The following is a 10,343-nucleotide window of genomic DNA, read 5'->3' as shown; positions in this document are numbered from 1 at the left end:
CGGCGTACCGTCACCGACGCCGAGCGTCGGATCACCTTCGACCCAGCAACCCGCCCCGGGGTCTCCGCGCTGCTGTCCACCGCGGCCCTGTGCCGGGGCACCACCCCGGAACAGGTCGCCGAGCAGGTCGGCGACGCCGGGGCCGGGCGCCTGAAACAGCTCACCACCGGGGCCGTCAACGACTTCCTCACCGACCACCGGCGACGCCGTCAGGAACTGGGCCGGGACCCGCACCTGGTTCGCGACGTCCTGGGCCGCGGCAATGCACGAGCCCACGAGATCGCCGAGGCCACCCTCGCCGAAGTCCGCGAGGCCATGGGCACCACCTACTGAGCCTCCACACCCACCCAGTCCTGCCGCCGGGCCGGGATGTGAAGCCAACGCACGAGGCGCGGAACACGGGAGGAACGGCCGACACGCACAGCAGGGGCGGGGTGGAGAGGAACACGGCAATCCTCTATAGCGTGGAAAGACCTACCCCAGGAGGTTCCTCATGATGGACGTCGCTGGCTTCGGAGCGTTCCTCGGCCTATTCATCTGGCTGCTCATGGTCGCCATCACCTTGTGGCTGCTGTATTGGGTGGTGCGCAAGGGCGTCACCGCCGGCATCAAGGACTACGTGCACAAGCACGGCGACCGTGCCGACAGTTTGCGGCCATAGACGAAGCCCCATCGCGACGCCGCATTCCCGCGACGGCTCGGGCACCGGGGGAAAGGATCGGCGCCCATGGGCGGGGTCAGCTGGGTCGTCGCCGCTGCATCTCCAGGGCGTGCCAGGGTTGGCCGCCCACCTCGGTGCTGCGCACCCGCCCAGTCTCCTGGAACCCCAGGCTCTCGTACACGCGCCGGGCGGAGACATTGTGCGCGTAGACACCGAGCTTCATGACCGGCAGCCCCGTGACCTCGAAGCCCGTGCGCACCGCTGTGCCAATCAGTTCCCGCCCCAGACCGCGCCCTCGAGCGTCCGGGTCGAGGAGGATGCACCCGAGCCGCATCATGTGTGCGTCGACATCGACGAGCAACGAGGCGTGACCGACTGGATCCCCGGAGGAGGGGTCCAACCCGGTCCAATACCGGCGCTGATCATGCTGCAGATAAGTCTCCAGCTGCCCCCGATCCAGAGGCCATCTGAAGGTCCGCCCGGACCAGAGCACCATGTCGGCCTCAGAGGGCACCCAACTCAGGAAGACGTCCAAATCGGCTGAGCTGGTCTCTCGCAGGCGCATGCCCCAATGCTAGGGACGCCCCACCGGCGACCGGCGCTGCCGCTGACCAGGCCGCAGGTTCGAAGACGAACCTCTCCTGAACAGTCACGGGACAGATTGCTACGTACTTGGTTACATCCTCGTGGGTGCGGAAACGCCGAGGAGGTCGAGGCCGTTGGCCAGGACCTGTTGCGTGGCGTTGTTCAGCCACAGGCGCGATTTGTGCACGTCCTGGATCGGTGCGTCGCCCTGGGGAGCGATGCGGCAGGCGTCATACCAGCGGTGGTAGGTGCCGGCGATGACTTCGAGGTGGCGGGCGACGCGGTGGGGTTCCCGGAAGGTCGCCGATTGGGCGACCACGCCGGGGAACTGCCCGAGCGCTGCCAGCAGGTCGCTCTCGGTGGGATGGTTCAGCGTCGCCGCGTCGAAGCTGCTGGTGTCCACGCCGGTCGACTCCGCATTGCGGGCGACGGCGTGGGTCCTGGCATGGGCGTACTGGACGTAGAACACCGGGTTCTCGTTGGTGTTCTTCTGCAGCAGCTGCGGGTCGATGGACATCGCCGAGTCCGCCGAGGATCGGCCCAGGGAGTATCGCAGCGCGTCCTTGCCGAGCCACTGCAACAGATCCCGCAGCTCGATGATGTTCCCGGCCCGCTTCGACAGGCGGGCTCCGTTCACGGACACCATCTGGCCGATGAGCACCTGGATGTTGTGCTCCATGTCGTCCCCGGCGCAGGCGGCAATGGCTTGCAACCGGCCGATGTAGCCGTGGTGGTCGGCGCCGAGCAGATAGATCTTCTGCTCAAACCCGCGGTCCTTCTTCGACAGGTAGTACGCCGCGTCTGCGGCGAAGTACGTGGGCTCACCGTTGGCCCGGATGAGGACCCGGTCCTTGTCGTCGCCGAAGTCGGTGGTGCGCAGCCAGACGGCACCATCGAAGTCGAAGACGTGTCCCTGCTCCCGCAGGCGGTCCACCGCCTGCCCCACCGCTGCGCCCTCGTGCAGGGCTGACTCGGAGAAGAACACGTCGAAGTGCACCCCGAAGTCGGCCAGGGTCTCCTCGATGTCGGCCATCTGCGCTCGATAGGCCAGTTCCCGGACGATTGGCAGCGCCTCCTCATCATCCATGTCCGCCAGCTCCGGCCGGGCGGTGAGAGCCTGGCGGCCAAGGTCGGCGATGTACTGCCCCGGATAGCCGCCTTCCGGGATCGGTCGGCCCTTGATGGTTGCCAGGACGGAGGCGGCGAAGGTGTTCATCTGCGTTCCGGCGTCATTGATGTAGTACTCCGCCGTCACCGCCGCGCCGCTGGCGCGCAGCACACGGGCGATCGAGTCGCCCAGTGCGGCCCAGCGGGTGTGGGCCAGGTGCAATGGCCCGGTGGGATTGGCCGAGACGAACTCCATGTTGATGGTGTGGCCCGCCAGGGCGTCATTGGTGCCGTAGGCGGACCCTGCCTCGACGATGGTGCGGGCGAGCTCCCCCGCCGCGCCGGCGTCCAGGGTGATGTTGAGGAAGCCCGGTCCGGCGATGTCGACGCTCTTGACGCCGTCGATGCCGGCCAGCCGGTCGCGGAGGATCTGGGCGAGCTCGCGCGGGTTCATTCCCGCTTTCTTGCCCAATTGCAGGGCGATGTTCGTGGCCCAGTCACCGTGCTCCCGGTTCTTCGGTCGCTCCACACGCACCTCCGACGGGAGGTCGACATGGAAGTCACCGGCCTCGACGGCGGCCTGCAAACAAGCGGAAATGGCGGCGGATAGTTCCTCTGGAGTCACCCGTGAAGCATAACGCCGCGGTCTCGAGCGCCCTGATCTCCCTGACATGGTCGCTACCGGTCCGCGACGGCGCCATGCACCTCTTCTAGGACACCGCCGCCACGTCCGACGGGAACCCTCACCGTAACGCCGTGGGCGGAGTAGTCAGCCGAAGCTTCAGCAGTGGGACGGCTGTTCTCGTCAGGGTGGAGTTGTCGGGCCTCATGGTGCGTTCAGGTCAGGCTCATGCCTCCGTCGGTGGTGATGACCTGCCCGGCGACCCACACGCCCTGGTCGGTGGCCAGCCACCCGATCAGCCGCGCGGGATCTCTCGGGTGCCCCCAGCGGCCGAAGGGGGTGGCCTGTCGCCATGTCTCGACCTCCTCCAGGGAGCGGTCGGTGGTCCCGGGGTCGAGGTAGCCGGTGTTGACCGGGCCCGGGTTGATGGTGTTCAACACGATTCCGAGCTCGAGCAGTTCCGCGGCCACCGTGGGAGTTGCCCCGGCCAGAGCGGCCTTGCTGGTGGCGTAGGCGACCTCACCGCGCATCGGCCCCTGGCCCTGGCCCGAGGTCATCCAGAACACCCGGCCCGCCGCCCGTTCATCGACGGGCCCGGCTTTTTCGATGCGGTCGCCGGGCCGCGCTGAGGCGGATCGAGCAGTCGTGGCGGCGTGGCGGTGGGCGAAGTGCCGGGTCAGCAGCAGGGTGGAGCGGGTGTTGGTGTCCCAGAAGGCGTTCAGGTTCTCGGCGGTCATGTCCAGGATGGACCCGTCGCCGCCGCTGCGGGCGTGGTTGCAGACGAGGATGTCCAGGCGCCCGGTCAGGGCGTGGGCCTGCTCGACGAGGTTTTCAGCGGTGTCCGGGTCCCTCAAGTCCGTGGAGACGTCGCCGGCGAGGGCCCCGTCGTGCAGAGCGGCCCGGATGCCGGCGCGTACCGCATCGAGGTCATCGGCGCCCCAGGGCTGGTCCGCGTCATGGGGACTGTAGTGGTGGAAGAACACGCTCGCCCCCAGGGAAGCGAGCTCCACGGCCACCGCGTAGCCGATGCCGCGGCGGCGGGAGACCCCGGTGACCAGGGCGGTCCTGCCCTGCAGCGGGCGTGCGGAAGAGGGATGAGACATGGTGGTGCTCCTGACGTACTCGGGGATTCCTCGTTCACAGGGCAGACACTCACACCGTCTTCATGATGGGGAACCTATCAGTGACCGCCGCTCCAAGCGGTGCGCCACCAGGAAGAGAGTCAACCGGTGGCCAGCACCCGGTCACGATCGCGGCGATACATCGCGGCGTGCTCGGCGAAGTCGTCCCGGCCGGTCTCGGCGGCTCGTGCGTCGGTGAACGCCGCGAGTTCCTCCAGACGTGCCGCCACCGCAGCCAGCAACTCTGCGGGCTCGTAGGGCATTTCGTAGGAGTCGATCAGCAACCGGAGGCGACCCGCACGCTCGGGTGCGGGCGGGCCGCCGTCGTGCGCGTCATCGGTCAGAGGCACCAACCGGTAGGCCAGGTAGGCGAGGTCCCAGATCCTGGGGCCCGGGGAGGCCGTGTCGAAGTCGATCACCCCGCGCAGCCGACCGTTGCGGAACACCAGGTTGTACGGGGCAAAGTCGTTGTGGCAGATCACCTCAACCGGGTGGTGGGTGGGCAGCTGCCAGACCAGGTCCTCCCCTACCAGCGCGGTGGACGCGTCGTGGATCCGGCGCAGCAACCTCCCGGCCGCCGCCAGGACCGTTTCCGCCCACACCCACTCGGGCAGCGGATAGCCGGGAACCACCCCGACGATGTAGGACAGGACCTCCCGGCCGTCCTCGTCCACCCCGCGAGGCTCCGGGACCTCGGTGATCCCTTCCGCCCGCAACCGACTCAACAGTGCATGCACCGCCGGGGTCCAGGGTCCGACAGTGCGGCGGACACTGTCGTCGACCCGCACGACGGTGGTGGAGTTGCCGCCGGTCAACATCTCCTCTGCCATGGAACGACCCTATCCGGAGGACCTCAGCCGAACCGGCGGCCCAACTCCCGGGTAACGTGGGCAGCCGCACTGGCGTACAAGTTCCGCTCCTGTTCGGTCAGGTCGGGGCGGCCGGCCAGGAGGCTGCGGTGATGCAGAGACGTGAGGAACCGTTCGTAGACCTCCCAAGCATCACAGCGGATCATCATTTCCTCCACGGTGCCCGTGGCCGCCCGGTGCTCGCTGGCCGCCAGGTAGACCTCGATCAGGTCCCGGGTCTGGGCCCGGGTCATGGGTAGATGCCACGGCTCCACCGTGATCCGCCCACCGAGGTAAGCGAGGTCTTGGGCGGGGTCCCCGATCTCCGACCACTCCCAATCGATGTACCGCACCCCGGTCTCCCCCTCGACGAGGATGTTGGGCAGCAACAGATCCCCGTGGATCAGCGCGAAGGACTCCAACCGATTGAAAACCTTCTGTGCGTCCTGCAGATACGCCCCCACCTTCCGCGCCAGGCGTGTCACGTCGGGCTCGTTCATCACCCCCGGGTGGTTGTCCGACCACCACTCCAGCCCGGCGGCGAACTGACCGGCGATATCCACCGTCTCTCGGCGTTCCTCCTCCGGTGTGGTCAGTTCACCGCAGCGGTCGAAGCGCTGGGCATGCAGACGAGCCATCTGCTGGGCGTGGGCCTGGACCAGCCCCGGGGTCCACTGCCCCGGTGGAAGGACGCGGCCGGGCACGAAACCGACCACCATGTACGGAGCACCCAACGGATTGTCCACCGACTCCTCCAGCACCAGCGCCTGCGGGCCGATGCCCTCAGGCACCAGGCTCAGCCCGTGGAACTCCTCCTGCATCGGCCGCGGCAGCTCCTCCACCGGACGCCGGGCGATCCGCACCACCACCCGTTGCTCGCCGGCCTCCAGTAACCACGCCGCGAAGCTCTCCCCATGCCCCAGCAGACGCACCTCGTCTCCGTCGCCCGGTGAGGAGCCCAGGCCGAGCGCAGCCGGGGCCTGGCCGGCCAGATGAACCAGTCGGTCGGCCATGGACGGATGCTCAGGACGGGCAGGAGTCATGAGCACAGTCTGCCCGCAATCACACCTGGCTCGACAACCAATGTCATGCCCCCGCTGCACCGGGGAAACGCCTTTAGTGCTCACACCGGAACCCCAACTGCAACGGTGCATATCTCGCCGTTGATGCGAATGTCAGCGGTTCTGGCCACGGCGCCCATGACCGTCCGAACGCCTGAGTGCGTCCTACGCTGAGCAGGTGCCACCCTTCGTCGACGTCTCCGCGCGCCACCGCGCCGTGAGGCGCACCGTTCTCGCCCTGGTGGGGGTGTTCCTCTTCTGTGCTGTGGCCGGCACAGTATTCCTCTGGAGTCAGATGAGCGTGACCACCCCATTCGACCCCTGGTGGCGCAGCCTCAAGAGCGTGGAGCGGCAGCTGGATCGGCTCGAGGGCGTGGATCGGGCGGTGCTGACGGTGGACACCCCGTATTGGGTCAACCGCTCGTTGCACGGAGCCTGGCCGCCCAGGTCCGGAACCCTGGAACTGGACCTGGACGAGGACACGGACCAGGCCTGGCTGCTGGAACTTCTTCCTGAGGCTCACCGGATCATCACGGAGCACGACTGGCCGGTGGAGCAGGGCCACCGCGTCGGTCCCGAGGAGGGCCCCGAGGCGGTGACCTTCCCGGTGGAGCCGGCCACCTGGAAAGTCCTCGTCACCTCCGGCTCCGATCGCCTCGAGGCTGGGAAGGGGCCCGTGTCGGTGCTGCCGCTGGCCCGCCAGTGGACCGACGCGGCCCGGGCCGCCACGGACCGCCTGGTGACCGGAGATGCTCCCGGACCCGGCCCGGCGATCACTTTGATTGGCTACCGCGAGGTGGATTTCACCTCGGAGGCCTCGGTCCAGGGGTTCCTGGACGCCCGCCAGGTGATGCCCGATGACGTTCAGCTCATCGGTCAGGAGGGCAACACCACCGTGCTGGCCGAGAAGCCCACGGGCATGGGCCAGGTCACCGCCGCGGACATCGTCGCCGGCGCACGCCTGGGGGACGCCCAAGGTATCCGCACCCTGGACATCGGCTACGGAGGCGAGGACGGCCGCCTGAGCTTCTGTGCAGAAACCCGGGACGACTTCGGGGCGCTTCCGGATGGTCCTCTCCCGGAGTCCACGCTCACCACCGCCGCCGAGCTGCACGACCGGCTCGCCCGACAAGAGATCAAGCACACCATCATCGTCGCCGTCCCCGGCCACGCATACACCTGGCCCGCCGAGATCGAAGAAGTCAGCGAGTAACCGCTACCGCAGCACGGTCCGCCGCTAACCGGGCCATATGTAAAGCAAAGTCGACCTCAGCGGCTGCGGCGGCGCCAGAAGCACGTCCGGACGCGGAGCCGATCCCCGGACGACGCTTGTGGAGGTGGTTCAGTCGGTGCGGATCAGGCACCACGCCTGGTCGAAGCGGCGGGCTTCGAGGTCGGTGGTGCGCATCCAAACCTCGAGGCTTCCGGCGTCGCCGAACCACCCCTCCAGGGCCGTCCAGCTCTCCAGGTCCAGGACCAGACGGTGCTCATCGCCAGGACCATGTAGCGGCAGCGCCTCGGCCAGCAGGGCCCGGGAGTTGATCTCCCCGTGCTGGCTGTGGCCGTAGACGTGGCTGACCGGCACCGGGTATCCCTCGGTGGAGCCGGTGCGCTGAGCCAGCCATGCCCTTTGCAGGGCCTCTTCGAGCGCTTCGGCGGTCTCGAAGTCCTCCTGGGGCCCGCCGGCGGCGTCAGCGGCGGGGGGCAGAGTGAACCCGGGCAGGGCCAGCACGAGCTGGCAGGCCGGGGCCGGGACCTCGACATCGGCCGGGGGCTCCACCAAGGTGGTGCGGTCCGGCTCGGCCACCCAGCGCACCGACCACGCGCCCGCGTCCCGGTCGCCGGTCTCGTCGCCGAAGGTGCGCAGGTCGTGGAAGACCTCCAGCACCCCGGTGGTGGGCAGGCCTTCGCGCAGCCCCGGCCAGGCGGCCTTGCCCTGGGCGTCGAGCACTCCGGCCGTATCTGCCAGGTCAAGGGTGAGGACATGGGCCAGGGCCGTGCCATCGGCCGCCCGGGGCCACTGCTCCAGGGGCGCTGCGGCGGGCCCGCCCAGCCAGCTGACCCATCCCCCGGTGCTCCACAGCTCGGTCAGCTCCTCATCGCCGGGGGCGAAGGACTGCTCGCTGAGCACCGGGGAGAACGCCACCTGCTCCAGCAACCGGTCCGCGCCGGTAGGCCTGTTCTGCAACCAGGCTTGGATCTGGCCGAAGGGTCCATGCAGGGGCGCCTCGACGGCGCCACGCTTTTTGGCCATGACCGTCCTCTCTTCACGGGGGTGGGGAAATCGTAACGGCGGGCGGGTCGGCAGCAGCCCAGCGACGCTGCTGCCGGCCCGCCCGGATGGTGAGGGGCGCTCAGATGCGCACACCGCAGTGGCGTAGCAGGTTCACCCCGATCTGGTGCTGCTTGGAAAAGCCCTGGGCGTGCACCCACTGGCGCATGGTCTGACTGCTCGAGGCGTTGACGCCGAAGGACCGCACGCCCTTACGGGCCATCCAGGAGTTCACGCACCTCTGATGCACCTGAGTGGGGATCTGCACGAGGTTGTTCCGGTTGTGGATCGCCCGAGGATCCCAACCGCGATTTCTGATGGTGGACTGCTCCACCACGTGGTGCCACTGGTAATTGGCCCGCGGCGCCCCGACGGCGTTCTTGAACGAGGCGAACGAGCGGTAGCCGCCCCGGGTGGTGTAGGCCACCCCCGCCCGGATGGTCTGGGTGGCGAAGGCTCGGATGGCGTGCGGAGCCAGGGCCCGGGCGGCCGCGCCCAGGGCGATGGCCACCAGCGGCAGCGGATCCGAGACCACCGGGAAGACCGCATCGGTGGTGTCTACGACCTGGACCAGGTCCGTGCCCTGGACCTCGAAGCGGGTGGGCAGGGCCTGCCCACCGGCGTCCACCGCCCAGGGGGCTTGGAAGACCCCCACCAGGCTCTGCCCCTCCGGCAGCTCATCGCCGGCCGGGCCGAGCATTTCCGCGGGAGCGGTGTTGGCCGCCACGTCCTCGGCATCGATTTCGGCGGGATCCGGCAGCACCGACGCCAGGTCCACGGCCGCGACGTCGGCGGCGGTGACGCCATCGGCCACAGCGGTGGACTCCTGTGCGAGGGCGACCTCACCGGTGGGCAGTTCCATCAGCTGCACACCGTCCGGCAATCCCACCGCGTAGGAGTACTCATGCACGGCGGTGTCGCTGTAGGCCTCCTCCGCCACGGTCAGCACTCGCGCCGATCCGTCCTCGACGTTCTGGACCTCGGCGTGCAGATGGGGTGACTCCCCCGGATAGACCAGGGTTCCGTGATCCGTCAGCTGCGGGTCTGCGGTGGTGTCTACCGGCAGGGACAACTCGACCTCCAAACCGGCCCCCACCATGGCCGTCACCGTGGCTCCGTCGACGGCCACGGTGCCATCGGCTGCGGTGAAGCCTTCCCCGGTCGCCGCGAAGGCCTCCAGGGGCAACATTTGATCCGCCGCGGCCACTGCCTCAGTGGTGCTCGTTGTGACTTCCTGGGCCGCGGCCACGGCCTCCTCGGCCTGCGCCGGGCCCCCACCTACCGTGAGCACCAGCGCAGCAATCGCACCACCCGCCACGCACCCCTTGAACCTGCCCCACCGCGCCATCACGAGCTCCTCGTCTCCCACCCAAAAGTCCATTTGCAAAAACAAATGACTGTGAACGGGATGAAGCCTATAGCCGGCATGACAGGCGCGGCAGAACCTGCTGGGGCGGGTCCTTCCGCCTCAGCGAAGGCCTCACGTGACGGGTGTCCGGTCAGTGCCTGACCTCCGGATCTGCATGCCCGCGAGGGATCGGGCGATGTTCCGAGACTGAGGATCGCCGCTGGTAGGAACTGAACTCCCGAAGCGCTTCCCCCTGAAGCTGTTGCTGCACAGCCTGGCAACGGTGACATTGCGCAATCTGCAGAGCCCTCGAAGAAATCCCTTCACGAGGATGCCGACAGACCCGATGGAGGCAGTCACCGGCAACCACCACCACCGATCTGTCCCCTGAAACGGGGACCGCCTGCCGGCACCACTCCCGCCCAGTCCACCGATGACGCCCGTGGTCACCTGCAGTGCGTCGGCGAGCATGGCCGACGCCAGTTCAACGGCCGCTTCGCGACCACTGCGAGGTGGCAGGGGTTTGCCCACCGCACGGATGCACTATGGTCCTTCCGTGCAGGGCAGCCCTGCACAGCAACGCCTTTCCCAGGAGGACGCACCACATCATGGCCACCGACTACGACGCTCCGCGCACTCGCCCCGAGGACGAGCCGGCCAACGAGTCCCTGGAAGCGATCCAGGTCCAGCGCAGCGCCGCCACCCAGACCGCGGTCAT

At 68.4% G+C, this 10,343-nt stretch carries 10 protein-coding genes and 1 pseudogene; 4 read left to right on the top strand and 7 right to left on the bottom strand.

Annotated elements, in window-relative coordinates; all coding sequences use genetic code 11:
• Positions 1 to 333: pseudogene (locus AVL61_RS18175) on the top strand (tryptophan--tRNA ligase); the annotation flags it as partial.
• Between the two features lie 160 nt (positions 334 to 493).
• Positions 494 to 661: a hypothetical protein gene (locus AVL61_RS18170; protein ID WP_167318961.1), complete on the top strand. Its 168-nt coding sequence runs from the start codon at positions 494 to 496 to the stop codon at positions 659 to 661.
• A 76-nt stretch (positions 662 to 737) separates the two neighbouring features.
• Here the strand turns inward: AVL61_RS18170 and AVL61_RS10045 are convergent, their stop codons facing one another.
• From AVL61_RS10045 to AVL61_RS10025, 5 genes are all read right to left on the bottom strand, one after another.
• Positions 738 to 1,226 (bottom strand): GNAT family N-acetyltransferase, encoded by a 489-nt coding sequence (locus AVL61_RS10045; RefSeq protein ID WP_058874201.1) that lies wholly within the window; start codon positions 1,224 to 1,226, stop codon positions 738 to 740.
• Between the two features lie 111 nt (positions 1,227 to 1,337).
• Positions 1,338 to 2,978, bottom strand: a complete 1,641-nt coding sequence (gene argS, locus AVL61_RS10040; protein WP_058874200.1) for an arginine--tRNA ligase — start codon at positions 2,976 to 2,978, stop codon at positions 1,338 to 1,340.
• Positions 2,979 to 3,190: 212 nt separating this feature from the next.
• Positions 3,191 to 4,078, bottom strand: coding sequence for an SDR family oxidoreductase (locus AVL61_RS10035; protein WP_058874199.1), 888 nt, complete (start codon positions 4,076 to 4,078; stop codon positions 3,191 to 3,193).
• Positions 4,079 to 4,197: 119 nt separating this feature from the next.
• On the bottom strand, positions 4,198 to 4,926 hold the full coding sequence (locus AVL61_RS10030) for a phosphotransferase (protein ID WP_058874198.1): 729 nt from the start codon (positions 4,924 to 4,926) through the stop codon (positions 4,198 to 4,200).
• A 23-nt stretch (positions 4,927 to 4,949) separates the two neighbouring features.
• Positions 4,950 to 5,957, bottom strand: a complete 1,008-nt coding sequence (locus AVL61_RS10025) for a phosphotransferase family protein (RefSeq protein WP_058874197.1) — start codon at positions 5,955 to 5,957, stop codon at positions 4,950 to 4,952.
• Positions 5,958 to 6,306: 349 nt separating this feature from the next.
• On the opposite strand from AVL61_RS10025, the gene AVL61_RS10020 reads away from it, so the two are divergent.
• Positions 6,307 to 7,218, top strand: a complete 912-nt coding sequence (locus tag AVL61_RS10020; protein WP_157571378.1) for a hypothetical protein — start codon at positions 6,307 to 6,309, stop codon at positions 7,216 to 7,218.
• A gap of 129 nt (positions 7,219 to 7,347) precedes the next feature.
• Here AVL61_RS10020 and AVL61_RS10015 read toward each other — a convergent pair whose 3' ends face one another.
• Both AVL61_RS10015 and AVL61_RS10010 read right to left on the bottom strand, forming a co-directional pair.
• The gene (locus AVL61_RS10015) at positions 7,348 to 8,259 is read right to left on the bottom strand and encodes a DUF1963 domain-containing protein (RefSeq protein ID WP_058874195.1); all 912 of its coding nucleotides are present in this window, start codon (positions 8,257 to 8,259) and stop codon (positions 7,348 to 7,350) included.
• A 100-nt stretch (positions 8,260 to 8,359) separates the two neighbouring features.
• On the bottom strand, positions 8,360 to 9,646 hold the full coding sequence (locus AVL61_RS10010; protein WP_058874194.1) for a hypothetical protein: 1,287 nt from the start codon (positions 9,644 to 9,646) through the stop codon (positions 8,360 to 8,362).
• A gap of 524 nt (positions 9,647 to 10,170) precedes the next feature.
• Here AVL61_RS10010 and AVL61_RS18775 point away from each other — a divergent pair.
• The coding region (locus tag AVL61_RS18775; protein WP_331457111.1) for a DUF4193 family protein at positions 10,171 to 10,343 on the top strand (173 nt) is incomplete at its 3' end.

It is taken from the genome of Kocuria rosea subsp. polaris (assembly GCF_001483755.1).
GTDB classification, from domain to species: domain Bacteria; phylum Actinomycetota; class Actinomycetes; order Actinomycetales; family Micrococcaceae; genus Kocuria; species Kocuria cellulosilytica.
This window is presented reverse-complemented; position numbering and strand designations above follow the sequence as displayed.